The sequence below is a fragment of the Bacillus swezeyi genome (assembly GCF_001969815.1).
GTDB lineage: Bacteria > Bacillota > Bacilli > Bacillales > Bacillaceae > Bacillus > Bacillus swezeyi.
Genome location: NZ_MRBK01000014.1, coordinates 77,876 through 104,063, shown reverse-complemented (window position 1 = coordinate 104,063; position 26,188 = coordinate 77,876). Strand labels below are relative to the sequence as shown.

Annotated in this window: 31 protein-coding genes and 1 riboswitch; of the genes, 24 read left to right on the top strand and 7 right to left on the bottom strand. The window is 44.5% G+C overall.

Annotated elements, in window-relative coordinates:
- Nucleotides 1-264 precede the first annotated feature (264 nt).
- The 3 genes from tapA (at nt 265) to tasA (ending at nt 2,451) form a co-directional block, all read left to right on the top strand.
- A complete protein-coding gene (tapA, locus tag BTA30_RS13610) occupies nt 265-1,005 on the top strand; it encodes an amyloid fiber anchoring/assembly protein TapA (protein WP_076761846.1) in 741 nt (246 codons plus the stop codon).
- Nucleotides 1,002-1,586: a signal peptidase I SipW gene (gene sipW / locus BTA30_RS13605; protein ID WP_076761845.1), complete on the top strand. Its 585-nt coding sequence runs from the start codon at nt 1,002-1,004 to the stop codon at nt 1,584-1,586. The genes tapA and sipW overlap by 4 nt, the downstream gene beginning before the upstream one ends.
- Nucleotides 1,587-1,656: 70 nt before the next feature.
- Complete coding sequence (gene tasA / locus BTA30_RS13600; protein ID WP_076761844.1) at nt 1,657-2,451, top strand: biofilm matrix protein TasA; 795 nt, start codon at nt 1,657-1,659, stop codon at nt 2,449-2,451.
- A 112-nt stretch (nt 2,452-2,563) separates the two neighbouring features.
- Here the strand turns inward: tasA and sinR are convergent, their stop codons facing one another.
- From sinR to BTA30_RS13580, 4 genes are all read right to left on the bottom strand, one after another.
- On the bottom strand, nt 2,564-2,899 hold the full coding sequence (gene sinR / locus BTA30_RS13595) for a transcriptional regulator SinR (RefSeq protein WP_006637528.1): 336 nt from the start codon (nt 2,897-2,899) through the stop codon (nt 2,564-2,566).
- 33 nt (nt 2,900-2,932) lie between these two features.
- The gene (sinI, locus tag BTA30_RS13590) at nt 2,933-3,109 is read right to left on the bottom strand and encodes an anti-repressor SinI (protein WP_076761843.1); all 177 of its coding nucleotides are present in this window, start codon (nt 3,107-3,109) and stop codon (nt 2,933-2,935) included.
- Nucleotides 3,110-3,300: 191 nt separating this feature from the next.
- Nucleotides 3,301-4,095, bottom strand: a complete 795-nt coding sequence (locus tag BTA30_RS13585) for a YqhG family protein (RefSeq protein WP_076761842.1) — start codon at nt 4,093-4,095, stop codon at nt 3,301-3,303.
- A gap of 3 nt (nt 4,096-4,098) precedes the next feature.
- Nucleotides 4,099-5,778, bottom strand: a complete 1,680-nt coding sequence (locus BTA30_RS13580; protein ID WP_076761841.1) for a DEAD/DEAH box helicase — start codon at nt 5,776-5,778, stop codon at nt 4,099-4,101.
- A gap of 249 nt (nt 5,779-6,027) precedes the next feature.
- A riboswitch (glycine riboswitch) is annotated at nt 6,028-6,131 on the top strand.
- A gap of 245 nt (nt 6,132-6,376) precedes the next feature.
- Between BTA30_RS13580 and gcvT the strand changes: the two genes are divergently transcribed.
- The 6 genes from gcvT to BTA30_RS13550 all read left to right on the top strand — a co-directional run bounded on the left by gcvT (nt 6,377) and on the right by BTA30_RS13550 (nt 13,665).
- Nucleotides 6,377-7,471 carry a glycine cleavage system aminomethyltransferase GcvT gene (gene gcvT, locus BTA30_RS13575; protein WP_076761840.1) on the top strand — a complete coding sequence of 365 codons (1,095 nt, stop codon included), beginning with the start codon at nt 6,377-6,379 and terminating at the stop codon, nt 7,469-7,471.
- A gap of 30 nt (nt 7,472-7,501) precedes the next feature.
- Nucleotides 7,502-8,848 carry an aminomethyl-transferring glycine dehydrogenase subunit GcvPA gene (gene gcvPA / locus BTA30_RS13570; protein ID WP_076761839.1) on the top strand — a complete coding sequence of 449 codons (1,347 nt, stop codon included), beginning with the start codon at nt 7,502-7,504 and terminating at the stop codon, nt 8,846-8,848.
- Entirely contained in the window at nt 8,841-10,295 is a 1,455-nt protein-coding gene (gene gcvPB, locus BTA30_RS13565; protein ID WP_076761838.1) for an aminomethyl-transferring glycine dehydrogenase subunit GcvPB, read from the top strand. Before gcvPA ends, gcvPB begins: the two co-directional genes overlap by 8 nt.
- Before the next feature lie 374 nt (nt 10,296-10,669).
- Nucleotides 10,670-11,926: a glycine/proline betaine ABC transporter ATP-binding protein OpuAA gene (opuAA, locus tag BTA30_RS13560; RefSeq protein WP_076761837.1), complete on the top strand. Its 1,257-nt coding sequence runs from the start codon at nt 10,670-10,672 to the stop codon at nt 11,924-11,926.
- 3 nt (nt 11,927-11,929) lie between these two features.
- Nucleotides 11,930-12,784: a glycine/proline betaine ABC transporter permease subunit OpuAB gene (opuAB, locus tag BTA30_RS13555; RefSeq protein ID WP_076761836.1), complete on the top strand. Its 855-nt coding sequence runs from the start codon at nt 11,930-11,932 to the stop codon at nt 12,782-12,784.
- A complete protein-coding gene (locus BTA30_RS13550; protein WP_076761835.1) occupies nt 12,784-13,665 on the top strand; it encodes a glycine betaine ABC transporter substrate-binding protein in 882 nt (293 codons plus the stop codon). Before opuAB ends, BTA30_RS13550 begins: the two co-directional genes overlap by 1 nt.
- 78 nt (nt 13,666-13,743) lie before the next feature.
- Here the strand turns inward: BTA30_RS13550 and BTA30_RS13545 are convergent, their stop codons facing one another.
- Nucleotides 13,744-14,130, bottom strand: a complete 387-nt coding sequence (locus BTA30_RS13545; protein ID WP_076761834.1) for a rhodanese-like domain-containing protein — start codon at nt 14,128-14,130, stop codon at nt 13,744-13,746.
- Between the two features lie 180 nt (nt 14,131-14,310).
- Between BTA30_RS13545 and BTA30_RS13540 the strand changes: the two genes are divergently transcribed.
- The 3 genes from BTA30_RS13540 to BTA30_RS13530 all read left to right on the top strand — a co-directional run bounded on the left by BTA30_RS13540 (nt 14,311) and on the right by BTA30_RS13530 (nt 16,666).
- Complete coding sequence (locus BTA30_RS13540; protein ID WP_076761833.1) at nt 14,311-15,147, top strand: lipoate--protein ligase family protein; 837 nt, start codon at nt 14,311-14,313, stop codon at nt 15,145-15,147.
- A 93-nt stretch (nt 15,148-15,240) separates the two neighbouring features.
- The gene (mntR, locus tag BTA30_RS13535) at nt 15,241-15,669 is read left to right on the top strand and encodes a transcriptional regulator MntR (protein WP_076761832.1); all 429 of its coding nucleotides are present in this window, start codon (nt 15,241-15,243) and stop codon (nt 15,667-15,669) included.
- A gap of 121 nt (nt 15,670-15,790) precedes the next feature.
- Complete coding sequence (locus tag BTA30_RS13530) at nt 15,791-16,666, top strand: patatin-like phospholipase family protein (protein ID WP_076761831.1); 876 nt, start codon at nt 15,791-15,793, stop codon at nt 16,664-16,666.
- On the opposite strand, the gene BTA30_RS13525 is transcribed toward BTA30_RS13530, so the two are convergent.
- Together BTA30_RS13525 and BTA30_RS13520 are read right to left on the bottom strand one after the other, a co-directional pair.
- The gene (locus BTA30_RS13525) at nt 16,663-17,049 is read right to left on the bottom strand and encodes an SA1362 family protein (RefSeq protein ID WP_076761830.1); all 387 of its coding nucleotides are present in this window, start codon (nt 17,047-17,049) and stop codon (nt 16,663-16,665) included. The two genes, BTA30_RS13530 and BTA30_RS13525, sit on opposite strands and share 4 nt — an antisense overlap.
- 40 nt (nt 17,050-17,089) lie before the next feature.
- Nucleotides 17,090-18,043, bottom strand: a complete 954-nt coding sequence (locus BTA30_RS13520) for a DUF1385 domain-containing protein (RefSeq protein WP_076761829.1) — start codon at nt 18,041-18,043, stop codon at nt 17,090-17,092.
- Between the two features lie 251 nt (nt 18,044-18,294).
- Here BTA30_RS13520 and BTA30_RS13515 point away from each other — a divergent pair, with 251 nt between their 5' ends.
- The 12 genes from BTA30_RS13515 to spoIIIAG all read left to right on the top strand — a co-directional run bounded on the left by BTA30_RS13515 (nt 18,295) and on the right by spoIIIAG (nt 26,186).
- Nucleotides 18,295-18,831, top strand: a complete 537-nt coding sequence (locus tag BTA30_RS13515; protein WP_076761828.1) for a YqhR family membrane protein — start codon at nt 18,295-18,297, stop codon at nt 18,829-18,831.
- 92 nt (nt 18,832-18,923) lie between these two features.
- Nucleotides 18,924-19,358, top strand: a complete 435-nt coding sequence (gene aroQ, locus BTA30_RS13510) for a type II 3-dehydroquinate dehydratase (protein WP_076761827.1) — start codon at nt 18,924-18,926, stop codon at nt 19,356-19,358.
- Between the two features lie 15 nt (nt 19,359-19,373).
- Nucleotides 19,374-20,435: a M24 family metallopeptidase gene (locus BTA30_RS13505; protein ID WP_076761826.1), complete on the top strand. Its 1,062-nt coding sequence runs from the start codon at nt 19,374-19,376 to the stop codon at nt 20,433-20,435.
- Between the two features lie 30 nt (nt 20,436-20,465).
- Entirely contained in the window at nt 20,466-21,023 is a 558-nt protein-coding gene (gene efp, locus BTA30_RS13500; RefSeq protein WP_076761825.1) for an elongation factor P, read from the top strand.
- Between the two features lie 161 nt (nt 21,024-21,184).
- Nucleotides 21,185-21,466 (top strand): YqhV family protein, encoded by a 282-nt coding sequence (locus BTA30_RS13495; protein ID WP_076761959.1) that lies wholly within the window; start codon nt 21,185-21,187, stop codon nt 21,464-21,466.
- A gap of 93 nt (nt 21,467-21,559) precedes the next feature.
- Nucleotides 21,560-22,483, top strand: a complete 924-nt coding sequence (gene spoIIIAA / locus BTA30_RS13490) for a stage III sporulation protein AA (RefSeq protein ID WP_076761824.1) — start codon at nt 21,560-21,562, stop codon at nt 22,481-22,483.
- A complete protein-coding gene (gene spoIIIAB, locus BTA30_RS13485; protein WP_076761823.1) occupies nt 22,477-22,992 on the top strand; it encodes a stage III sporulation protein SpoIIIAB in 516 nt (171 codons plus the stop codon). The genes spoIIIAA and spoIIIAB overlap by 7 nt, the downstream gene beginning before the upstream one ends.
- 22 nt (nt 22,993-23,014) lie before the next feature.
- Nucleotides 23,015-23,221, top strand: coding sequence for a stage III sporulation protein AC (spoIIIAC, locus tag BTA30_RS13480; protein WP_003183409.1), 207 nt, complete (start codon nt 23,015-23,017; stop codon nt 23,219-23,221).
- Nucleotides 23,222-23,233: 12 nt separating this feature from the next.
- Nucleotides 23,234-23,629 carry a stage III sporulation protein AD gene (gene spoIIIAD / locus BTA30_RS13475; RefSeq protein WP_254926369.1) on the top strand — a complete coding sequence of 132 codons (396 nt, stop codon included), beginning with the start codon at nt 23,234-23,236 and terminating at the stop codon, nt 23,627-23,629.
- Nucleotides 23,630-23,652: 23 nt separating this feature from the next.
- Nucleotides 23,653-24,864, top strand: a complete 1,212-nt coding sequence (gene spoIIIAE, locus BTA30_RS13470; RefSeq protein ID WP_076761822.1) for a stage III sporulation protein AE — start codon at nt 23,653-23,655, stop codon at nt 24,862-24,864.
- 13 nt (nt 24,865-24,877) lie between these two features.
- Nucleotides 24,878-25,507 carry a stage III sporulation protein AF gene (spoIIIAF, locus tag BTA30_RS13465; protein WP_076761821.1) on the top strand — a complete coding sequence of 210 codons (630 nt, stop codon included), beginning with the start codon at nt 24,878-24,880 and terminating at the stop codon, nt 25,505-25,507.
- A complete protein-coding gene (spoIIIAG, locus tag BTA30_RS13460) occupies nt 25,500-26,186 on the top strand; it encodes a stage III sporulation protein AG (RefSeq protein ID WP_076761820.1) in 687 nt (228 codons plus the stop codon). The genes spoIIIAF and spoIIIAG overlap by 8 nt, the downstream gene beginning before the upstream one ends.
- The last annotated feature ends 2 nt before the right edge of the window (nt 26,187-26,188 follow it).

Here is a 26,188-nt window from a genome sequence, read left to right as displayed (position 1 = left end):
TCATCCTTTCTTCACTATTTTTTTCCTTGTCAACACGATTTATACAAAGAATAAGAAGAAATTGTGTACACTATAAAGAACTTCAAAGTTTTCAAAAAGATGAGAATTTGAGAGGTTTTTTGAGAAATTAAACGATAATGTTCTATAAAACGAACTCAATCGACTTTTTTGACAGTTTTCAACCTTCCTCTTGTTCTTTATACTCTAACTATAAAGTTCTTTAAAACGAACGAAAGCCACTTCAGACTCACTAGGAGGGTAGTCATGATCCGATTATCTCGAACTAGGAGATGCCGAAAAAGAGACAAAAAAACAGTCATCGGTTTTCAAATGATGTTGATCATTTACCTTTTGATTGGTTTGGCTAGTCAGCTGAATCAACATACAACCGCATCCTTTCATGATGTGGAAAAATACAGCATGCCAATGAAAGCGTCTGCAGTATTCGATCATGCGGATGACAAACAGTGGGACGGAAGCGATCTGAAGCTTCAAAAACAGACAAAGACGAAAGGAACGGTATGTGCACCTTTAACATTATTTGCAGAATTTAAAAACCGCGGTCAAAAAATAACCAGCTCCGACTGGAACTGGGAACTGCATAAAATAGAGAATTCAGCAAAGCCGCTTAAAGATGGAGTTGTCATAGACAAAGGCGCGGTTTCAAAAGAGGGCACAGGCCGTGAGTACAGGATAGAGTCAAAGCGTGCGGTAAAGGGAGGATTATATGCCTTTAAATTGATCAAACCTGAAGGCCATCCAGATTATAAACGTGGAAAGTCCGTCATTTGGTCGAAGGTAATGGAACTTCAAGATTGCAAGGAAGAAACGCCAAAGCCTCCTAAAAAAGCTTCTTCACAGCCAAAACAAAAAGAACAAACACAAGCACCGCAAGAGTCTGAACAAGAACAAAAAATACAAAAAGAAACGACAGACGAGAGTCGTTCCGTAAATGAAGAAAAAAGTAAAGAAGAACATTCATTGGAAAGCGGGGAAGCGTCATGAAAAAAGTGATGAAATGGGTCAGCAATTTCTTGTATGTGATTATTTTCACGCTGATCATCGCGGCGATCATCGTCGTAATTTCAACAAAGTCGTCCGGCGGAGAGCCGCAGCTGTTTGGCTATCAATTGAAAACTGTTTTATCCGGATCGATGGAACCGGAGTTTCAGACAGGTTCTGTAATCGCCGTTCAAAAAATGAAAAATCCCGAGAATTTGAAAAAGGGAGATATCATTACATTCATGCAAGACCAAGACACAATGGTTACCCACCGAATTATCGGTATAACAAAAAATAAATCAAATCTTATGTTTAAAACAAAGGGTGACAACAATCAAAACCCTGATTCCGATCCTGTTTTGGCGGAAAATGTTGTAGCTGAATATTCGGGAATTACGGTTCCGTATGCCGGATATTTGCTGGATTTTGCAAGTAAACCTATCGGCACGGCCATCTTGTTAATCGTGCCTGGACTCTTGTTGATTCTTTACGCAGTCATTACTGTGTCAGCGGCTTTGCGAGAAATAGATCAAAAAGCAAAAGCGATCGAAGCCGCCGGAAAAGATCAATCAGTCTCCATGTAATCTTCGTTGGCAACCTGATATTCAGGTTCCATATATAGCAGTTTTCTTATTATAAAAGGAGGAGTTATCAATGGGTACAAAGAAAAAAATCGGATTGGGCGTTGCGTCTGCTGCGCTGGGATTGGCATTAGTAGGAGGAGGAACTTGGGCTGCGTTCAATGATATTGAAACAACTCAAGCAACATATGCAGCAGGGACGCTTGACTTAAATGCTAAAGATACATCTGCAAGAGTCAGCTTGTCTAACTTAAAACCGGGTGATAAATTCAAAAAAGAATTTGAATTTAAAAACGACGGCTCGCTAGCTATTAAAGAGGTGCTGATGCAGCTTGGATACAGCAATTTCGTTGATGCAAAAGCGAAAAACGGCGGGAAAAACTCTGCTGAAGACTTCCTGAAACAATTTAAAGTCAGCCTGCTGACAGTCGGAGTTGAAGGCGGAAACGGCTATCCTAAAAACATCATTTTAGATTCCGCAAACCTCTATGACCTGTACAATATGTCTGCGAAAAAAGACAAAGCTGCATATGAAAAAGTCAAAAAATTAATTGAGCCGGGCTTCTTGCATGACAACGGCAAAATCAATGTGGCGACAATCAACGGAAAAACTGCGCCAGAATATGATGGAGTTCCTAAAGATCCATTTGATTTTGACAAAGTGGAAATGGTTATTGAATTTGTCAATGATACAACAACAGACAGCAGCGGCAAAATGCTTCAAAACAAATATCAAGGAGACTCTGTAGAGCTTGACTTCTCATTTGAAGCCACTCAATGGAACGGCTTAACAATCGACGGCAAAAAACATGCTGATGAAAACGGATATGTTAAAGAGAACGAAAGAGCTCACAGTGAAGATAAATAAGAGGGAAGCAGAAAAAACGGATCTTTCAGATCCGTTTTTTTTTATGTCATTCATAAGGAATTGGCGCTGTATCCGCTTAAAAAATACCAAAGGGAGTAAGATATGCGGCCCCTTACTCCTTTTCCTGTCTTTTCTTCCATTTTTGATAATCTAAAAATTCTCGAAATTGTTTTTTAGAAACCCCTGAAGCCATAGCGTCACGTACTAGATTTTCCCATTCACTATCTAATTGACCATCGTATTCGGTTTCATCTTTTTCATCAAGCAGGGTATGAACCGAGACGTCCAGAACTGCGGAGACTTTTTCTAGAAATTGAATGGAGGGGTTTGTTTGTAAGTTTCTTTCTATAGAACTTAAATAAGACTTCGCTACCCCAGCCTTTTCAGCTAGTTCAGATAGTGAGTAGCCTTTTTCTTTTCGATATTGTTTAATACGCTGGCCAATCAATGTCATCACCTTCCTTTCGATATTATAGCACATTCAGAAAGGATTTATTGAATGACTTCTTTCAATTGATGTGGAAGCTTTGGAAGACTTCTTTCCTAAATTGAGAAAAAATCGTATTTCATCTGGACTAATACCTTCCTTCAGGGCGTTTTTTATCAGCTCAGCCCACTCTTCATCCAATTCTTCTTTCTCATTTTTATCTTTATTCATACATTTCCCCTCCCAAAATACTTGATTATGTATTTCAGTCAACCGTGCTGTGATAAACAAAGATAAATCTCAAGACTCAACACTTTTCCATCCTTGTCCAATTCATGTTACGAAAGTTTTCCTTGTCTCCGTAGTTCTATTATAAGCTCCTCTTCATGAATAAAAACAAGAACGGTGTCGAATCGGAAGAATTATCCTGAGATTTTTTTCTGTAAATAAAATAATCCTCCGTTTTCAACCTTAATTTCGATTTTTGGCTCGTAAAGCGCTTGGAGCGCTTTTTTCTCAATTTCATATTCTTCCGGTTTTTCTTCTGTTTCTTCATAAAATTGATTCAGCAGCGCAAGGTCATTTTTCCATCTTTTAATGGAAGCTTCCGCCCAATCAAGCGGTTCATTTCTGGCGGACTGTTCGATATACCGCTCAAGACGTTTGATGCCGCTTTCCGGTTTGATCAAAGGCGACATGGTGTAGCAGTAGTCGGATATTTGCGAAGAGAGCGGCTGGGCCTCCATTTGCTCTTGAAACCCCTCTATGAGCTGTCCGCTGATTAGATGGAGGCCGAGAGACAGCAGCTTATCTTTTTTCTTGTCAGACTGATAGGAGATGGTCACATTTATGCCGAGCCATGGTTCAAGGGGAATGTGCGCCCCTTGTGAACAGATTTTTTCATACAGGCGAATAAATTTGCCGTTCTTTTTAACAGCCTGAAACATTTGAAAAAGTCTTGGAGAGCCAAAATGAATAAATTCACCTTCTATATCAGCCGGAGCCTGATCTTCATCCGTAATCAGGGTGATTTTCATCGGATTCGGCTCGCCGCCCGTCTTTTCAAGCCAATGCCAGTAAAATGGCCTGTTCATGATTTGCTTATCGACTTCAGCAGTCAGCTGCACGGTTAAATGGCCGGCGCTTTTGTCTGTGATGGTGCAGCCGTTTGCTGTGAAAAAGCGTTCCAGAAACCGGTGTATTTCTTCCTGCCGCATATGTTAGCCTCCAATCTGTTTGTGGTTTGAAACGGCTTCATTCCCATAGGAAATGAATGATGTCAGGTTTTCCATTTTGATTTTCATTTCTTCGTCCGTAGCCGAATAAAAAAGGATGTCATGCAGATGCTCTTCGAAATTTCCGACCTCTATTTTAGTTAAAATATCATCTAAATCACCGACTACTTTTTCGAACAAATGAATTTTTTCATAGAGCAGTTTTAAAATATGTTCCTCAACCGTATGCTTTGTCGCCATATTGTAAATGTACACGTCCCGTTCCTGGCCGAGGCGGTGAATCCGTCCGATCCTCTGTTCAAGACGCATCGGATTCCACGGGAGGTCATAATTGATGATTTTGTTGCAGAATTGAAGGTTGATCCCTTCACCGCCAGCTTCGGTCGCGATCAGAACCTGAACTTTGCCGCGGAATAAGTCTTTCATCCAGTCTTTCTTTCCTCTTTTAAAACCGCCTCTAAACGGAACAGAGCTGATGCCGTTTTGCTGGAGAAACCATTGCAAGTAAATTTGCGTGGCTCTGTACTCTGTAAAAATAATGACTTTGTCATTGAGTTCTTGAATCAGTTCGACGACTTTCATTGCTTTTGAATTTTGCGCCACTTCATTTACCTTGCCGATCAGATGATGAATCACAGCTTCTCCGATAACGGGGGCTTCGCGGTCTTTCCGGTCAAGCATGTTTTTCAGCGTCATGTAGACGGCCTCTCTGCTTGAACAGCATTCGCGCTCCAATGTCATAATCGAAAACATGCTTGATGAATGGAGATGATCTTTTTTCAGTTTTCTAATCTCATCATATAAAGCCTGTTCAGTCGGTGAAAAGGAAATGGGCACGGTTTCGACGTGGCGCTTTGTCCAGGTGATGCCCGTATCCTGCCGCCTGTTCCTGATCATGACTTTATTGACCAGGGATTTCAAGCGTTCATGCGTTTCCGCTGAATTGATTTGTTTTGAATAATCTTTGTTAAAATTGCTTTCATTGCCCAGATGCCCGGGCTTTAATAAGGAGACGAGGTTGAATATCTCGTCAATCTTGTTTTGGATAGGTGTAGCCGTGAGCATCAGGCAATATTTTTTCTTTAAATTGCGGACGAACTCGTAGTTTTTGGTTTTATTGTTTTTCAGTTTGTGAGCTTCATCAATGATCACCACATCATATTGAATGGATAAAACGGTTTCCCTGTGCGGCGATCTTTTGGCTGTATCGAGAGAGGAGACGACAACGTCACACTGCTCCCATACATAGCTTTTTTTCTGTTCGACAGCCGAGATTAAGAACTTTTCGCGCAGCTCTTTCACCCATTGGGATACAAGGGAGGCAGGCACGAGAATCAAAATTTTCTTCGCCAGCCCGCGAATCATGTATTCTTTTAAAATCAGCCCGGCTTCTACGGTCTTCCCGAGACCCACTTCATCGGCTAAAATGGCTTTTCCGTTCATCTGCTCGACCACTTTCTGCGCGACTTCGAGCTGGTGGGGAAGCGGGGTGAAATCAGGCAGGTGAAACGGAGCCTGCAGTCCTTCAAAGGTTGGAATCGCCAGCCTTTTTTGCACCTCGCAGGAAAGTTTGTAAAGCTCCCAATTCGCCCATGGTCCGTCCTTATCAAGGTGTTTTTTGAACTGTTCTGGCCACTCATTGTCAAAATGAATGTCTGGTCTCATCATAACGCCGCCTTTCCTCTATCATAAATCAAATAAAATGTTCTCTTTTTTAAGGGAATCTTGTGTGAATGAAGCTGATTTTATACAGAAATCAATAAAAGACGAACATTTCGATCGTAAAATAATTGAATGTTAACGATTTTTTCTATTGCCCAAACGCTTTGATGATGGTAGGATATTTGTAGATCATCAGTGAAAAAATCGTAAGCTTTATTTAGTATGTCCATGATAAGAAATGAATATGAGCGAATGACAGCAAGGGGAGAGACCGATAGGGGAGACCTTACCACGGCGCCGAAGGAGCAAACTAGAGAAATAGTGAATCTCTCAGGCAAAAGAACTCTTGCTTGACGCAACTCTGGAGAGAGTTTGTATCATAATCATGTTTAACAAACCGCCAAAGGGGACATCTTTGCTTTTACGCAAAGTAAACTTTCAGGTGCCAGGACAGAGAACCTTCGAATTGTCAAAGGGGGTTCTCTGTCCTTTTTCGTGCTGTCAAAGCGACAAACTTTTTAAAAAATGGTGACGGAATCTTTCGCGTTTTCTGATGATTGGCAAACTTGTTTCTAGTTTGAAAAACAAAGGGGGAAGCAGAATGCTTAAACGAACGCCTTTATTTGATCTTTATAAAGAATATGGCGGGAAGACGATTGATTTTGGCGGCTGGGAGCTGCCTGTTCAGTTTTCATCGATTAAAGAAGAGCATGAAGCGGTTAGGACGAATGCTGGACTGTTTGACGTTTCGCATATGGGGGAAGTCGAGGTTTCTGGAAGCGACAGCCTTCCGTTTTTGCAGAAACTTTTGACCAATGATGTTTCCGCCTTGGCGGAAGGCGGTGCACAGTATACGGCAATGTGTTATGAAAACGGCGGGACGATTGATGATCTTTTGGTTTATAAAAGAGGGCACAGCCGCTATCTGCTGGTTATCAACGCAGCCAATATCGACAAGGATATCGATTGGCTGAACCGGCATGCCGAGGGCGATGTTTCGGTCAAAAACTTGTCTGACGAGATCTCATTGCTCGCGCTTCAAGGACCGAAAGCCGCACAGATTTTAAAACATGTGACAGACATTGATCTTGCCGCGCTAAAGCCGTTTACCTTCAGGGATGAAGCAGCGGTCGGCAGTGTTCGGGCGCTTGTGTCCAGAACGGGGTACACAGGAGAGGACGGCTTTGAAATGTATTGCAGGAATGAAGATGCGGCCTGCATTTGGAAGCTTCTCCTGAAAACAGGCAGGGACGACGGCTTGGTGCCGTGCGGCCTCGGGGCAAGGGACACCCTCCGGTTTGAAGCAAAGCTGCCGTTATACGGGCAGGAGCTTACAAAGGAGATTACGCCGATTGAAGCGGGCATCGGATTTGCCGTAAAAATAAAAAAAGAGTCTGATTTCTTCGGCAAGTCCGTTTTGGCAAGCCAAAAAGAGCATGGAGCAGACAGAAAACTGGTCGGCCTTGAAATGCTTGATAAAGGGATTCCGAGATACGGATACACCGTTTTTTATCAGGGTGAAAAAGCCGGTGAGGTAACAACTGGAACACAGTCGCCGACTTTGAAAAAAAATGTCGGCCTTGCACTGCTGAAAAAAGAAGCCGCTGACATCGGCACCGTCGTCGAAGTGGAAGTCAGAAAAAAGCGGCTCAAAGCAAAAATTGTGAAAACCCCATTTTATAAACGGCAGCCGTAAGTTTGCCATGATCATGAAAGGAGACTGAAGATGAAGCATCGCTACCTGCCAGCGACAGATCAGGATAAAAAAGAAATGCTTGAGGCGATTGGAGTCGGCAAGATTGACGATTTATTCTCTGATATCCCGGAAAGCGTCAGATTTAAAGGCGAATATCAGATCAAAAAGGCAAAGTCCGAGACGGAGCTCACCAAAGAGCTCGTAAAGCTTGCGGCAAAAAATAAGGACACGGGGGCATACGCCTCATTTTTGGGGGCGGGCGTTTATGATCATTATCAGCCCGTTATCGTCGATCACGTGATTTCGCGGTCTGAATTTTATACGGCCTATACACCGTATCAGCCGGAAATTTCTCAAGGAGAGCTTCAGGCGATTTTTGAATTTCAAACGATGATTTGCGAGCTGACGGGAATGGATATCAGCAACTCATCGATGTATGACGGAGGAACGGCATTAGCGGAAGCCGCGATGCTTGCTTCAGGGCATACGAAAAAGAAAAAAATCGTCGTGTCCGAAACCGTTCACCCGGAATCGCGCGAAGTGTTAAAAACATATGCAAAAGGGCAGTACATCGATGTGATTGAAGTCCCTTCCAAAAACGGAACAGCAGATCTTACGGCCCTCGATGAGGCAGTCTGTGAGGAAACCGCTGCAGTGATCGTCCAATACCCTAACTTTTTCGGACAGATTGAACCGCTGAAAGAGATTGAGCCGATCGCCCATAAAGGAAAATCCATGTTCATTGTTTCCGCCAATCCGTTGGCTCTCGGCCTCTTAACACCGCCTGGGGCATTCGGTGCGGACATCGTCGTCGGAGATGCCCAGCCATTTGGGATACCGGCCGCTTTCGGTGGGCCGCACTGCGGGTTTTTTGCCGTCACGAAAAAACTGATGAGAAAGGTCCCGGGGCGTCTGATCGGGCAGACTGAAGATGAAAATGGCAAAAGAGGCTTTGTTTTAACACTGCAGGCGAGGGAACAGCATATCAGGCGCGATAAAGCGACATCAAATATTTGCTCCAATCAGGCGCTCAATGCGCTTGCCGCTTCTGTAGCCATGACGGCGCTCGGCAAAAAGGGCGTCAGAGAGATCGCTTGGCAGAACATGCAAAAAGCGGCTTATGCAAAAGAAGCCGCTAAACGGGCGGGCCTTGCAGTCGCCTTTGAAGGACCGATGTTCAACGAGTTTGTTGTCAGGCTGAATGAGCCTGTTTCAGAAGTTAACGAACGCCTGCTTGAAAAAGAGATCATCGGCGGCTACGACCTCGGCGCTTCATACCTTGATTTAAACCAGCATATGCTGATCGCTGTCACAGAGCTCAGAACAAAAGAAGAAATTGATACACTCATGAATGAATTGGGGGATCGCCATGAATAATCAGGATCAATCGCTTATTTTTGAAGTGTCGAAAGATGGCCGGGTCGGCTACAGCCTGCCTGAGCTGGACGTCCCTGAAACAGATGTATCAGACCTCATTGCTGAAGCGTATATCAGAGATGAGCCGGCTGAGCTCCCCGAAGTGTCTGAGCTCGATATCATGCGTCACTATACCGCTTTATCAAGGCGCAATCACGGCGTCGATTCTGGCTTTTATCCGCTCGGTTCCTGCACGATGAAATACAACCCGAAGCTGAATGAAAAAATCGCGAGGATTCCCGGTTTTTCTTCGATTCATCCGCTTCAGGATGAACGGACTGTGCAAGGGGCACTAGAGCTGCTGTATGACTTGAGCAAGCATCTGGAAGAGATTACAGGAATGGATGAAGTCACACTTCAGCCGGCTGCTGGGGCGCATGGAGAGTGGACCGGTCTGATGATGATCCGAGCTTTTCATGAAGCAAACGGCGATCATAAAAGGACAAAGGTCATCGTTCCAGACTCTGCACACGGCACAAATCCTGCGTCGGCAACGGTTGCCGGTTTTGAAACGGTTACAGTCAAATCAAATGCTGACGGGCTTGTTGATCTTGAGGATTTAAAGCGGGTCGTAGATAAAGAGACAGCAGCTTTGATGCTGACCAATCCAAACACCCTCGGCCTTTTTGAGGAAAATATTTTGGAAATGGCTGAAATCGTCCACCAAGCCGGAGGAAAGCTGTATTATGACGGAGCGAACCTGAACGCCGTACTCAGCAAAGCGCGACCGGGCGACATGGGATTTGACGTCGTGCATTTAAACCTCCACAAAACCTTCACAGGCCCTCACGGAGGCGGAGGACCAGGCTCAGGGCCCGTCGGTGTCAAAAAAGAGCTGATTCCGTATCTGCCGAAGCCTGTTCTAGTGAAAAAAGACGGCCGCTATACATTTGACAATGACCGCCCTCAATCAATCGGCAGGGTCAAGCCGTACTACGGAAATTTCGGCATTAATGTAAGAGCCTATACGTATATTCGCTCAATGGGGCCGGACGGGCTGAAAGAGGTCACAGAAAACGCCGTATTAAATGCGAATTATATGATGAGAAAACTGGCGCCTTATTACGATCTGCCGTTTGACCGCCATTGCAAGCATGAGTTTGTACTGTCGGGAAGGCGCCAGAAAAAGCTTGGAGTCAGAACGCTGGATATCGCCAAGCGTCTGTTGGATTTCGGCTTCCATCCGCCGACGATATACTTCCCGCTTAATGTTGAAGAATGCATCATGATCGAGCCGACAGAAACAGAATCAAAAGAAACGCTCGATGCGTTTATCGAAACAATGATCCAGATTGCCCGAGAAGCGGAGGAAAACCCTGAAATCGTTCAGGAAGCACCGCACACAACCGTGGTCAAACGAATGGATGAAACGAAAGCGGCCCGCCAGCCCGTGCTTCGATTTGAATAGGCTGAATGAAAGCCGGCGAATTTGATTCGCCGGTTTTTTTCATTTTTTATAATGAAAGAATCCATTCGGTGTAAGCGGATTCTTTAGCGGGTGAGAAGGATTTTACCTTTATCAAGCAGTTAAATTCATAAAATTTAAATTAAAAATAATAATTATCTTCGAAAACATGATAGTTTCAGTGTTTTCTCATGATGTAATGGTTTAATTTACCTTAATAAAAGAGGATTGCAGAGCATTTAGAAGCATTTGCAAGGTTGCAGAGGGATAATCGATTATATGAAGGTATGATACAAAATTAAAGCGAATATGCCGTTTGTCTCATATGTTACATAAATGTTACGGTATATTAGATTGCTTAATACGGGAGGAGAAATATGAGTCCAGACGATAAATCAATTAAGATAAAAGTCGAAAAAGTATCCAAGGTTTTTGGAAAGCAGACAAAAAAAGCCACACAGTTGCTTGCCAGCGGTAAAACCAAAAAAGAAATTCTGAAAGAAACCGGAGCAACCGTTGGGGTGAATCAAGCAGACTTCAGCGTATACGACGGCGAGATATTTGTCATCATGGGTCTATCAGGGAGCGGTAAATCAACTTTGGTTCGGATGTTGAACCGGCTGATTGAACCGACTGCCGGAAATGTATATATAGATGGTGACATGATAACAAATATGTCCAAAGACCAGCTTCGTGAAGTGAGACGAAAAAAAATCAGTATGGTCTTTCAAAAGTTCGCTCTCTTTCCGCATAGAACAATTCTTGAAAATACCGAGTATGGATTGGAGCTGCAGGGAGTAGACAAAAGCAAACGCCAGCAAAAAGCGCTTGAATCCTTAAAGCTCGTCGGCCTTGAAGGATATGAGCAGCAATATCCTGATCAGCTGAGTGGCGGGATGCAGCAGCGTGTCGGGCTGGCCCGTGCCTTGACGAATGATCCCGATATTCTGCTGATGGACGAAGCGTTCAGCGCTCTTGATCCGCTGATTCGTAAGGATATGCAGGATGAACTCTTGGATCTGCATGAATCGGTGGGAAAAACGATTATTTTCATCACTCACGATCTGGATGAAGCATTGCGAATCGGCGACCGCATCGCGCTGATGAAAGACGGAAACATCGTGCAAATCGGCACGCCGGAAGAAATCCTGATGAATCCATCAAACGAATATGTTGAAAAATTCGTTGAAGATGTTGATTTATCTAAAGTGCTGACGGCCGGACACATTATGAAGCGTGCGGAAACCGTGCGTGTTGATAAAGGTCCGCGCGTTGCATTGACGCTGATGAAAAATCTGGGGATCTCATCCATTTACGCTGTCGATAAACACAATAGGCTTCTTGGCACAATTGATGCGGAGACCGCCAAGAAAGCGGCTGAAAAAGGCCAGGTTCTTGAGACGGTGATTTCAAAAGAAATGAAGACGGTACAACAGGATGTTGTACTGACTGACATTTTTGAAATGGTTTCTGACGCCAGCATTCCAATCGCTGTTGTCGATGAAAAAGAGCGGATGAAAGGCATTATTGTCAAAGGCGCTCTGATCGGAGCCCTTGCCGGCAGTGACCAATATATCAACGTAAATCATGTATCAACTGATGAAATTGAAGCCGTTATGCAGGAGGTGAGATAAAGCATGTTTACATTTTCCTCACTTCCCCGTATTCCTTTAGCCGATTGGATCGATCAGTTTGTGGATTGGCTGACCATGTCGTTCGGAGGCGTATTTGACGGAATTGCAAAAGGGGTGGAAGCTTTTGTTGATGTGATTGTCCAAGGCTTAGGCTTTATTCCGCCGGTGTTATTGACCGTTATATTTGCGGCTCTCGCTTGGCTGATCAGCAAAAAGGGAATTGCACTCTTTACATTGATCGGATTTTTTATTATCGATTATTTGGGTTATTGGGACGCAATGCTGCAGACATTGGCACTTGTCGTCACTTCCGTTCTGATTTCAGTCATTATCGGAATTCCGGTCGGCATCTGGGGTTCTCAAAAGAAAACAGTCCAGAGAATCGTTACGCCTATCCTTGACTTAATGCAGACGATGCCGGCATTCGTTTATTTACTTCCAGCTATTTTCTTCTTCAATATCGGAGTTGTTCCGGGTGTTGTGGCTTCCGTTATATTTGCGATGCCTCCAACCATCCGGATGACGATCTTAGGTATTCAGCAAGTGCCTGAGGATCTGATTGAAGCAACAGAAGCCTTTGGTTCTACGACAAGTCAGCGGCTCTTTAAAGTTCAGCTGCCGCTCGCAACAAAAACCATTTTGGCGGGTATCAACCAAAGCATCATGCTTGCTTTGTCAATGGTTGTTATCGCATCTATGGTGGGCGCTCCGGGACTCGGAGAAGAAGTCTATCGCGCTGTCACACAGCTGAAAACAGGTACTGGTGTAGAAACCGGGCTTGCGATTGTCATTATCGCAATCGTACTGGACCGGGTTACACAAAATATAAGAATGAAAAAAAGCAGGGGGAATGCGTAATGTGGAAAAAGATAGCAGGAATTGGCGCCGCAGCCGCACTGACATTAGGTCTGGCTGCTTGCGGCAGCAGCAATGATGAAAATGCTTCAGTAGGTGATCAGGTCGATTATAAAATTACAGGCATTGACCCGGGGGCAGGCATCATGACTGCGACGGATCAAGCGGTGAAGGACTATGATCTCAGCAAATGGACAGTAACATCTGGGTCAAGCTCAGCGATGACCGCTGCTTTGAAAAAAGCGTACGACAAAAAAGAACCGATTATCATTACGGGATGGACGCCGCATTGGATGTTCTCAAAATACGATTTGAAATACTTGAAAGATCCTAAAGGTTCATACGGTGATGCTGAAGAAATTCACACCATCACGCGCAAAGGGTTTAAAGATGATCATCCAGGCGCAAACAAACTGCTGAGCCAGTTCAGCTGGACAGAAGATGATATGGGTGAAGTCATGCTTGCCGTTCAGGAAGGCAAAAAACCGGAAGAAGCTGCAGCTGATTTCGTGAAAAAACATCAAGATCTCGTTGAAAAATGGACAAAAGGCGTCGATAAAGCAGACGGCGAAGAAATTAAGCTTGGCTATGTCGCGTGGGACAGTGAAATTGCCAGCACACATGTAGTAGGCAAAATTCTTGAAGATCTGGGCTACAAGGTCACGCTCAGCCAAGTTGAAGCAGGCCCGATGTGGACCGGAATTGCAGATGGAAGTGTCGATGCTTCACTCGCTGCATGGCTTCCGCAAACGCATAAAACATATGCCGAAAAATACGATGGCAAATTTGAAGATGTCGGTACAAGTATGACAGGCGTAAAAATTGGCCTTGTCGTTCCGACATATATGAAAGATGTCAATTCAATTGAAGACTTGAAAAAATAATGAACAAAGCCGGCGAAACTCATTCGCCGGCTTATTTTTGGTTATAAAAAAGCTGTCTCAGATCGAGACAGCCTTCCATTATTTCTTCGTTTTAATTTTTCCGCCCCATTTTTTAAAGCCGCCTTTCAGGTTGTAAATCTCCTGACAGCCGTGTTTGCGCAGTGTCTGTGCGGCTCGTCCGCTTCTGACATTGTTTTGGCAGTAAAGATAAACAGGTTTGTCAGGACGGACTTCGATTTTTCTTTGCTTAAGCTGTGAAAGCGGAATGTTTCTCGCACCTAAAATATGGCCGCCTTCAAATTCGTTCGGTTCACGCACATCAATGAGCTGTGCTTTGCGATAGCCGGCCCGGAATTCTTCTTCTGACAAGGTTTTCATAATGCGCTGCTGGTAGATGTATGAAACCACCGCGTAAATGATCAGCGCGGCGCAAATGATGAGAACGATAATGCTGCTGGTAGACAATCTGATCCGACTCCTTTTTGACTCATCCCGCCTGAATGCGGGAACTTTTTATCGATATGTTAAGACACATACTATTATAGTAAAGGCTAGGAAATCTGTCATCTGATTAGCCCGAATTTATTTTCAATTTTAAGAGGGAATGGTAGACTTATTTTATATCAAAGAAAAAGAGGGTAGGTTATGGAAAAAGAAACATGGCGTTTTATTGACTCGGGACGGCAGGCTCCCGCTTTTAATATGGCTCTTGATGAGGCGCTGCTTTATTGGCACAGCCAAAAAAAAATTCCGCCGACGATCCGCTTTTACGGATGGAACCCGCCAACGCTTTCGGTCGGCTATTTTCAAAATATTGAAAAGGAGATCGATCTTGAGGCTGTCAAAAAACACGGTTTGGGCTTTGTCAGAAGGCCGACCGGCGGAAGAGGCGTTCTCCATGATCAAGAGCTCACCTATAGTGTGATTGTATCTGAAGAACATCCGGAAATGCCGCAGACGGTGACAGAAGCATACAGAGTTATTTCTGAAGGCATCCTTAAAGGGTTCAGAGAACTGGGGCTTGATGCATATTTCGCAATTCCGAGAACGGAAAAAGAAAAGCAGAGCCTCAAAAGCCCAAGGTCATCCGTCTGCTTTGATGCGCCGTCCTGGTATGAGCTCGTTGTCGAAGGCAGAAAGGTCGCCGGAAGCGCTCAGACGAGACAAAAAGGGGTTATTCTGCAGCATGGATCGATTCTGCTTGATCTGGATGAGGACAAGCTGTTTGATCTGTTTATCTACAAAAACGACCGCCTCAGGGAGCGCATGCAGCGGAGTTTTAAACAAAAAGCGGTTGCCATAAATGAGCTGACAGCTAAAAAAGTGACAATTGAAGAAGCGAGCGCAGCATTTAAAAAAGGGTTCGAAAAAGGCCTGAACATCGATCTGCAGCCTTATGAGCTTACGAAGGAAGAAATGGAGTTTGTCGAGGATCTGTCCCGGACCAAATATGCGACAGATGAATGGAATTTTAAAAGATAATACCGGCTGAAAACGTTATCCGATTGCTTGTTTTTTACATGCACATAGTGTAAACTTGTTATGATTTGAATAGGTGTGATTTGGAGGGATTTGATGACAACACCGAGTATGGAAGATTACATAGAACAAATTTATATGCTGATAGAAGAAAAAGGATATGCCAGAGTCTCAGATATTGCAGAAGCTTTAGCCGTCCATCCCTCCTCGGTTACAAAAATGGTTCAAAAACTCGATAAAGACGAATATTTGATTTATGAAAAGTATCGCGGCCTCGTGCTGACGCCTAAAGGGAAAAAAATAGGCAAACGTTTAGTATACAGACATGAATTATTGGAGCAGTTTTTACGAATCATTGGTGTTGACGAAGAGAAAATTTATGATGATGTCGAAGGAATTGAACATCATTTAAGCTGGAACAGCATTGACCGTGTCGGAGATCTTGTGCAATATTTTGAAGATGACCGCAAAAGAATCGACGACTTGAGAAACGTTCAAAAAAGAAATGAACAGGACAATCAATAGAAAAAGCTGACCGGATCACCGGCGGCTTTTTTCATTTTGCCGGCTTATTGTCTCATGGTCTTTTTTAACCGTTCCCTTCTTAAAATGGTGTTAGGGCCATCTTTTAAGGGGGGAGAACGACATGTACATAGACGGGGTTTTCTCAGGCGGCGGAATGAAAGGCATTGCACTTGTAGGGGCATATGAAACGCTTGAAAAACGAGGCTTCCGTTTTAAGAGACTGGCCGGAACAAGCGCCGGTTCGATCATTGCATCACTTATCGCAGCCGGATATACGAGCGCGGAGATCAGCCGTATGATGGAGGAATTAAATGAACGTGAGCTCCTCGATCCGAGGTTTTCATTTTTGCCTTTAAAAATGCTGCAATGGGCTTCAATTTATTGGCGGCTTGGCCTTTATAAGGGAGATAAATTAGAAAACTGGATTTCCGAAAAATTAAAAGCAAAGGGCATTTCGGTGTTCGGCGATTTTGACAAAGGAAAACTGAAGCTGATCGCTTCAGATTTAACGAATGGCAAAATGCTTGTTCTGCCTGATGATTTAAACAGATACGGCTTGAACCCCGAGCGTTTTTCCGTCGCCAGGGCGGTGCGGATGAGCTGCAGCATCCCTTACTTTTTTGAACCGGTTAAACTGAAATCTTCCGCCGGCATCTGCACAGTGGTTGACGGCGGGGTGCTGAGCAATTTTCCGATCTGGCTGTTTACCGCCGAAAAAAAACGGCCGGTTTTAGGTGTTACATTAATGCCCAATGAAAAAGAAAGACCGAAGAAAACGATCGGTAATGCGTTTGAGCTGTTCGGAGCGCTTTTTGAGACGATGAAGGAAGCCCATGATGCCAGACATATCGCAACTAAACATGAACGGAACATTATTTTTTTGCCGGTTGAAGAAGTGCTGTCGACAGAATTTGCGATTTCGGCAGAAAAAAAACTAGCTCTGATTGAGCTAGGAAAAAAACGAACAGAATTATTTTTGAAACAGTGGACGTATTAAAAGAAAGCCCTGTTTTTCTTTTTGCTTTTTTTGCCTTCAATCACCGTCAGCTGAGTCTGGCTTTTTTTCTTAACCGAAACGGGCTTGGATTTATTGATAGACGGCACACTTCTAAGATGATTGACCCGGCCTTTTACGGAGCGCTTTTTATGATCCTGAAAACGCCTGTTGGATTGTTTGGCTGCTTTCTTAAAAGCGGCTCCTTCACTCCCCATATCGCGATTGGAAATGCGTTTGATCACAAAGTAAATGATCGCGCCGACCGCGGCAAATACAAGCAGGTATTGCAGCAGCCGGCCCGGACTTGTGATAGCGAAATAGACAAACCCAAAAATACCAAGCGCAATAATTAAAGCTGAGACAGGATGTACGCGTTGCTTCATAACTGTCCACCTCCCAAAAAATTAACCAATTCGTTAGAATTTAAATTACGATATTAGAAGGTTCCTTCTGTTCGTCCTCTGCTTTGGTCTCCATATGAAGAAGTTCGTTAAAGCTTTCGATTGCCACTTCCACCTGGTCGTCAGACGGCTCTTTTGTCGTCAAAAGCTGCAGCCAGAGGCCCGGATAGCCCAAGACCTTAAGCACTGGTATGTTTCTCACTTTGTTTGTCAGCTGCAGCACTTCAAAGGAAATGCCGAGAACAACCGGTATCAGCGCGATTCTATTCAAAATACGGACCCAGAGAGGGTCAGCAGGAACAAGCAAGTAAACAAACATGCCCACGATCACGGTAAATAAAATGAAGCTGCTTCCGCATCTGTAATGAAGCCTTGACTGGCGCTGAACATTTTCAACCGTAATCGGCAAATTTTGTTCGTAACAGTTTATGACCTTGTGTTCGGCTCCGTGATATTGAAAAACCCTTTTAATAAAAGGAGTGCACGATATCGCGTAAATATAGCCTAAGAGAAGGATCAGCTTAAAAAAGCTCTCGATCATAATCTGTGCGACGTCAGACTGGAAGACCGGCCGGGTGAGCTCCGCTAGAAAAACGGGAACAAGTGTAAAGATAAATTTGCTGAAAAGGAATGAAAGCACACCGACTGCGGCAAGGCCGAAGATCATCGTTAGTTTTGACTGCTTCTCTTCTTGCAATTGATCATCTAAAGAGGGGTCGCGGTCATATCGTTCACTTGAAAAGTTCAAATGCTGGGTGCCGTTTGCGCTGGCCTCAACAATTGCGATGATCCCTCTGAGAAAAGGGATTTTCTTCAATTTTTCAAGTGTCGGGTTTGTTTTGCGGCGCAGCCTGAAAAATTCAATGCTCCGGTCTTTCCTGCGGATCGCGGTTACATAATGGCGTCTGCCGCCAAACATAACCCCTTCGACGACAGCCTGCCCTCCGTAAGCGGGCCGTTTATTTTGATTTGACATATGCATCAACCTATCTGTATCAATCTATGATTAAATTAACCATTTCCTTACACCTATTGTACAGGAAAAACGCTGAAACCTCTAGATTGACGAGCCTAAAAATTTAAGAATTTCGAACCCCTGCGAATGTCAAATCTAATTAAAGTATACCCTTTTTCGTTATTTTTACACGCCGGTTTAAAAAACTTGGCAAAATGATGTTGGGGCCGCTGTTTTTGGACATACTGGAGATGGAGGTGAACGAGAGCAGTATGAGCAATGAAGACAATCAGAAACAGCCGGAAAAATTGGAGCAAAATAAGCGGGAAACCCCTATGTCCTTCACAGGACGGGTGATCACGACGGGTTTTGTCGGCGGCGTTCTCTGGAGCGCTTTAGCTGAGCTCGCCTATCTTTTTAAGTTTTCAGAAGTCAATCCGAACATGATTCTCCAGCCTTTTGTACTCGGTGAGTGGAAAAACGGATTTCTTGGAACGGTAATCAGCATTCTTTTGATCGGGGTTATTTCCATCGGGGCGGCATTGATTTACTTCGGCTGCCTGAAACAAGTAAAAGGCATATGGGGCGGTGTGGTATTCGGAGCTGTTTTGTGGGTCATTGTGTTCTATCTGTTTAATCCGATGTTTCCAGATGTTCAGACTGTGCCTGAATTAAAGAGGGAAACGGTGGTGACGACACTTTGCATCTACTTGCTGTACGGTTTGTTTGTCGGCTATTCGATTTCATTTGAATACAATGAATTGAATTCTGAAAAGCTTTCGCGGGCGCTTGGAGAATCAAGAGAATAGTGTTGATAAGTAAAGCAATATGATAAAATGTTCACTGTAAGTGGACATTTTTTTTGGCGTGAAGTTCTTGAATTAAAAAAGGAGGAAAAGAGTTGCCGCATATTTTAATATTGAACGGTCCGAATTTAAACCGATTGGGAAAGCGCGAACCTGAAGTTTACGGGAAAGACACATTAACCGATTTGGAAAAAAAGCTTTTTCAATTTGCTGAAGGCGTTCAAGCTGAGCTGACTTTTTTTCAATCGAATCATGAAGGAGATATCATTGATGCGCTTCATGAAGCAGAGGAGCAATACGATGGCGTTGTTTTAAACCCGGGTGCTTTTTCGCATTACAGCTATGCCATCCGCGATGCAGTGGCTGCCATCAGCATACCGGTGGTCGAAGTTCATCTTTCAAATCCTCAGGCAAGAGAAGCGTTTCGCCATCAGTCAGTCATTGCTCCTGTCGCGAGAGGCCAGATCGCCGGACTTGGTTTTGAAGGCTACAAGCTTGCCGTCTGTTATTTTTTGAACAATAACAAATAGGGGGGACTTAAGACAATGAAACTTAATAAATTGAGAGAGCTTTTCAGCGGTCTTGGAATCGAAGGGCTTTTGGTTACGAGCAGCATCAATTTGCGGTACATAACAGGGTTCACCGGCTCTTCAGGTCTTGCGGTCATTTCTGAAGACAAAGCGGTCTTTATTACGGATTTCCGTTATATGGAGCAGGCGAAAAAACAAGCCAGCGGCTTTGAAATCGTTCAGCATTCCGGCGGAATCGTGCAAAAAACCGCTGATGTGATCAAAGAAATGGGACTAAATAAAATCGGATTTGAGCAGGAAAAGATGACATACGGGACATATGCTTCCTACAAAGACAGGCTTGGTGCGGCCGAGCTTGTTCCGGTTTCTCAATCGGTGGAAAAGTTGCGCTTGATTAAGTCAAGTGAAGAGATTAAGATATTAAAGGAAGCTGCAAAGATTGCAGATGATGCATTCAGCCATATTCTGACGTTTATCAAGCCCGGCATCGCAGAAATTGCAATCGCCAATGAGCTTGAATTTTACATGCGAAGCCAGGGGGCGGATCATTCTTCATTCGATATGATCGTTGCTTCAGGATTGCGCTCAAGTCTGCCTCACGGCGTGGCAAGCGATAAAGCCGTCGAGAAGGGCGACCTTGTGACGTTGGATTTTGGGGCCTATTATAAAGGATACTGCTCGGACATTACGCGTACGATCGCGGTAGGCGAGCCGAGCGACGAACTGAAAAGCATTTATCAAACCGTATTTGAAGCGCAGGCTATCGGCATGCGGAATATCAAGCCGGGAATCACCGGAAAACAGGCTGACGCTTATACAAGGGACTATATTTCTTCAAAGGGCTACGGCGATTATTTCGGCCATTCAACAGGCCACGGCCTCGGTATGGAAGTACATGAAAGTCCGGCGCTTTCAGCACGTTCAGATCAGCCTCTTGAAAAAGGCATGGTCGTAACGGTTGAACCGGGAATCTACATACCGGGCACAGGTGGAGTCAGAATAGAGGATGATATCGTGCTCACTGACGGAGGGAACGAGTCCCTTACCCATTCCGCAAAAGATTTAATTATTTTATAATCCGTTGATTGGAGCAATAGGAGGATAATCATGATTTCAGTAAACGATTTTCGCACAGGTTTAACAATTGAAGTAGATGGTGGCATCTGGCGCGTTGTTGACTTCCAGCACGTCAAGCCTGGAAAAGGTGCTGCCTTTGTCCGTTCAAAACTGAGAAATCTCCGCACAGGCGCGATTCAGGAAAAAACATTCCGTGCAGGGGAAAAAGTGGCGCGCGCCCAAATCGAAACAAAAACGATGCAGTATTTGTATGCAAACGGCGATCAGCACGTTTTTATGGATACAACCAGCTACGAACAGCTTGAGCTGAATGCGTCGCAAATCGAACACGAGCTCAAATTCTTGCTTGAAAACATGTCCGTTCACATCGTGATGTATCAGACGGAGACACTCGGAATCGAACTTCCGAATACAGTCGAGCTGAAGGTTGTGGAAACAGAACCTGGCATTAAAGGCGACACAGCGTCTGGCGGAACAAAACCAGCAAAAACTGAAACAGGTCTGGTTGTCAACGTGCCTTTCTTCGTTAACGAAGGGGATAAGCTCGTTGTCAATACTTCTGACGGATCTTACGTATCAAGAGCATAAATCATATTAGAGAGACAAGAGCCGGCTTTTATAAAGCCGGCTCTTTTTCTGCTGCCTGAATCTTGTATAAGAGCTCCCAATAGAAAAATCAGAAGACTACTTTTTAAAGAGAGAGCATAGATTGTAAAAAAAGCCCGAAGTGTTACTGGAGGTTTAAGATGATGAAGTTTTTCTTTGGACAAGTCAATCCGACGGTATTGTCAATGGCGGCTTTAAGAGTGGTGTCTTCCCTGATCGAGCTGACGGCGGCTGTTGTGATGCTCATGACGAACGACGTCCGTAAAGCCGTGGCGGTGAACAGCGTTCTTGCAATGGTCGGACCGCTGATCTTTATTATTACGATGACAATCGGAATATATCAAATTGCAGGGCAGCTTTCATATGCAAAGCTGATATTGATTTTTATGGGAGTTGTTTTCATTATTGCGGGCATCTACAAATAAAGAAAGCAGGCTGAGAGAGTCCGACTTGTCATAAAGTCTTCCTTTGATCATACATTTTTATAGAAGACAAGCTAAAAAGAGGAGGGAGTGTTTTTGCATCACATCACAGAGATTCTCCCTGATACGATTAAACGTGCGCTTAGCGGAATTAAAGAACATGAAGTTGATCAGATAGAAGAAATTCGGATTAGGACAAGTCGTCCGCTCGAACTGGTCAAGAAAGGCAGTCCGCTTTTTTTGAATTATGCGGCAACATCTGAAGATGCAGCGCTGCTCTTGAACAGGCTGGGCAATTACAGTATGTATACGCTTGAAGAGGAATTGAGAAAAGGATATGTCACCATCAGAGGCGGACACCGCGTAGGTCTTGCCGGGCGGGTTGTCGTAGAAAATGGGGCTGTAAAAGGAATCAGGGAAATTTCATCATTCAATATTCGCATTGCAAAAGAAAAAATCGGCATATCAAAGCCGTATGTGCCGCATTTATTTCAAAGCGTCTGGCTGAATACGCTGATCATCGGCCCGCCTCAAACCGGTAAAACAACCTTGCTCAGGGATCTTGCAAGACTGATCAGTACGGGAAGCGGCAGCATCCCCGCCAAAAAAGTCGCGATCATTGATGAAAGATCTGAGATTGGCGGGTGTGTAAACGGCATTCCCCAATATCGGTTTGGTGACCGCGTAGATATTCTTGACGCCTGCCCAAAGGCGGAAGGTCTGATGATGATGATCCGGTCGATGAGTCCGGAGGTGGTGATTGCAGATGAGATTGGCAGAATGGAAGACGCCGAAGCGCTTTTAGAAGCGGTGCATGCGGGTGTTTCGGTCATCGTCTCCGCCCACGGATTCACATATTCAGATATCGCAAAGCGGCCTTCGCTGAAACTGCTCAGGGAATACGGTGTTTTTCAGCGGATCGTAGAGCTTTCTAGAAAGAACGGACCCGGCAGCTTAAGCCGCATCTACAACGGAGACGGAGAGCCGCTCAAAACGAATCAGAGGGTTTTATCATGCTGAAGCTTTTGGGGGCCGTGCTGATTTTGGCCGCTGCCACATGGACGGGGTTTGAAATGGCCAAACCTTTCAGTGAAAGGCCGAAGCAAATCCGTCAGCTTCTTGCCGCTTTACAGTCATTGGAAGCTGAAATCATGTACGGACACACACCGCTCCGCATGGCTTCAAAACATATCGCAGAACAGCTGTCGAAACCCGTTTCCTCCTTGTTTGAAACATTTTCAGAAAAACTGGAAGAAGGCAGCGCTTCAGCCGGAGCAGCCTGGGAGGAGAGTTTGCAGACCGTATGGCCTGAAACGTCTCTTAAGAAAAAAGAATTTGATATTTTAAGGCAATTTGGAGAAACCCTTGGCCGTCATGATCTGATTTCTCAGCAAAAGCATATCAAACTGGCGTTAACCCATTTAGAAACGGAAGAAACTGAAGCAAATCTCGCCCAGGCAAAAAATGAAAAAATGGTCAAAAGTCTTGGGTTTTTATCGGGACTGCTGCTGATTCTTCTATTGATGTAATGAAGAGGGGAGCATACATGAAATGGGAGTAGACGTAAATATTATTTTTCAGATAGCCGGCGTCGGAATCGTCGTCGCATTTCTCCACACCATACTGGATCAAATGGGGAAGAAAGAATATGCCCAATGGGTCACGCTTTTAGGATTTATTTATATTTTATTCATGGTGGCTACTGTCGTCGATGATCTGTTCCAAAAGATAAAAGCTGTCTTTCTATTTCAAGGATAGGGGGGCTCACTCATTGAAATCGTTCAAATCGTAGGATTAGGAATGATTGCAACCTTCCTCAGCTTGATTGTTAAAGAGCAGAAACCGACATTTGCTTTTCTGATTGTCGTTTTTGCAGGCTGCACGATCTTTTTATTTCTAGTGGACCAGGTCTACGAAATCATCCGTATGATTGAAAAAATAGCCGCCAATGCAAATATCAATATGATGTATGTCGAAACGATTTTAAAAATCATCGGAATTGCTTATATCGCGGAGTTTGGCGCGCAGCTGACAAAAGATGCCGGGCAGGGGGCGATTGCCTCGAAAATTGAACTGGCGGGAAAAATCCTCATTTTAGTCATGGCCGTTCCCATTTTAACCGTTATTATCGAAACCATCATCGGGCTGATCCCTTCCATGTCATAGTCAGAAAGGAGGATTTCCTGAGTATGAAGCGTTTTCTGTTCTGGCTGTTTGTCATCGGAATCATCTGTTTCGGAGCGCGTGATGTACAAGCTGTGCAAAAAGACGGGGAAGAGCCGCAGGCTGAAGCGGGAGCAGCTGAGAAATCAGCCGAAGCGATGGCGGAAAAGCAGGCTGAAACACTGGAACTCGACCGGGTCGGAGAGTTTTGGAACAAGATTATGACAGACTATGGCGGACACCTTCCTGAAAGTCAAAAAGGAAGTTTACTGGAATTTGTCAAGGGGGAAAAGCATTTTTCGCCTGAAGAGTGGGTCAAGGCGCTTTTTTCCTACATGTTCCATGAAGTGCTGGCAGGAGGCAAGCTGCTCGGAACCTTGATCCTCTTAACCATTTTCTGCGTGTTGCTTCAGCTTTTGCAAAATGCGTTCCAGCAAAGCACCGTCAGCAAAGTCGCCTATGCGATCGTTTACATGGTTCTGATCATTCTTGCGCTGAACAGCTTTCGGATCGCTGTCACATATGCGAATGAAGCGATCCAATCCATGACAAGCTTCATCTTATCGCTCATTCCCCTGCTTCTCGCGCTTATGGCGTCCTCGGGAGGGGCTGCTTCAGCCGCCTTTTTTCATCCTGTGATTCTCTTTTTAATGAACTCAAGCGGTTTGTTTATCCAATTTGTCGTCCTGCCGCTTTTGTTTTTATCAGCGATTTTGAGCATTGTCAGTACCATGACAGAGCAATACAAAGTCACACAGCTCGCCCAGCTTTTAAGGAATGTGGCAATCGGGACGCTGGCCGCTTTTTTAACCGTATTTCTCGGGGTCATATCGGTTCAGGGCGCCTCAGCTGCTGTCACGGACGGGATCACGTTGAGGACGGCGAAATTCATCACCGGCAACTTCATTCCCGTATTGGGCCGCATGTTTACGGAAGCGACAGATACCGTGATCAGCGCTTCTCTTCTGCTCAAAAACACCGTCGGGATTCTCGGGGTTGCGATCTTGATTTGCATCGCTGCTTTTCCCGCTATCAAAATCCTCTCGCTTGCGCTGATATACAAAATAGCTGCCGCTGTTTTGCAGCCGCTTGGGGGAGGCCCGGTCATCAGCTGCCTTGATGTCATCAGCAAAAGCGTCATCTACATTTTTGCGGCGATGGCTATTGTGTCTCTCATGTTTTTCTTAAGCTTAACCGTCATTATTACAGCCGGGAATCTGACCATGATGATGAAGTAGGGGAGGGTCTGATGTGGGATTTTTGACGGAATGGCTCACAAATATTATTTTATTTATTCTGCTTGCCATCGTCATCGATATGCTTCTGCCGAACTCCAGCATGCAAAAATACGCGAAGATGGTCATCAGCCTGCTGCTGATCGTTGTCATACTGAATCCGATCTTCACGTTATTCCGTACAGATCCTGACGTCATCTTTGAACAGCTGACGAAAAACGGACAAGTTCAATCAGGAGAAATAAAAAATCAGCTGAATTCAGAAAAAAAAGAAATACAAGCCTCACAACAAGCATATATTTTAGAACAGATGGCTGCCCAATTAAAAAAGCGTGCAGAGGAGATGTTCAATCATGACAAATATATGATAGAACAAGTGAAAATCTCTTCAGACGGACACTTGAAATCTGAGAAAGACATCGCTGAACATATGAAAGTCTCAGTCTTCATGAACTCCGCTTCCGAAAAAACGGTCCAAGCCGTCGCTCCAGTTGACATCAACCCGGGGGAAAGCTACGAGTCCAAGCGCGGCGAACAAAAGAAAGAGGCCGCGAACATCCAAGAGCAGCTTGCAGGCATATGGGAAATGAACCCCGAGAAGATTACAGTTCATATAGAAGGGGGAGAAAAAATCGGCGATGAATAAAAGAAACTGGATCGAGAAGCTGATCGGGCATCTGCTCCCGAAAGAAGAGAAAGAAGGAAAAAAGCTTACGAAATATCACTATTTCCTGCTATTGTTTGTTCTCGGCGTTTCCTGCATGCTGGTAAGCCAGATCTTTTCTTCCGAACCTTCCCAAGATAAAGCGGATCAGCCAGTATCATCATCGAAATCTCAGCCTGAAAACAACGGACAGGGCCAGGAAAAGGAAGTGTTTAAACCGGCTGGTGATGACAAACCAAAGGACTCTATCAAAGATTATGAACAAGAATACGAGAATCAGCTTAAAGAGATTTTGGAAACGATTATCGGCGTAGAAGATGTGTCGATCATCGTCAATGTTGATGCGACATCATTGAAAGTGTTTGAGAAAAATAAGAAAACGCAGGAGACATCGACAAGTGAGACAGACAAACAAGGGGGAAAACGAACCGTGTCTGAAATCTCTTCCGATGAAGAAATCGTCATCATCAAAAACGGCCAGGAAGAGACACCGGTTGTCGTTCAGACGAAAAAGCCCGATATCAGAGGTGTTCTCGTTGCCGCTCAGGGAGTCGACAACGTTCAAATAAAAAAGACCATTATTGAAGCAGTGACAAGGGTTCTTGATGTTCCGAGCCATCGTGTCGCTGTTGCCCCTAAAAAAATGAAGGAGGATTCATAAAG